Annotated in this window: 1 rRNA gene; it reads left to right on the top strand. The window is 50.0% G+C overall.

Annotated features, from left to right (window positions below):
- Nucleotides 1-268, top strand: a 16S ribosomal RNA gene (locus tag FGG79_RS21540); the annotation flags it as partial.
- Between the last annotated feature and the right edge of the window lie 38 nt (nucleotides 269-306).

The following is a 306-nucleotide window of genomic DNA, read 5'->3' on the forward strand; positions in this document are numbered from 1 at the left end:
CCTACATGAAGCTGGAATCGCTAGTAATCGCGGATCAGCATGCCGCGGTGAATACGTTCCCGGGCCTTGTACACACCGCCCGTCACACCACGAGAGTTTGTAACACCCGAAGTCGGTGAGGTAACCTGGGACAAAACTTAGCATCTTATATTCTATATAGGAAGTTAAGTTTTGTCCTAGGAGCCAGCCGCCTAAGGTGGGACAGATGATTGGGGTGAAGTCGTAACAAGGTAGCCGTATCGGAAGGTGCGGCTGGATCACCTCCTTTCTAAGGAAGATTTACTAAACGTTTGACGCGTCGAAGTT

This window comes from Bacillus sp. BHET2 (assembly GCF_005938125.1).
GTDB lineage: Bacteria > Bacillota > Bacilli > Bacillales > Bacillaceae_B > Rossellomorea.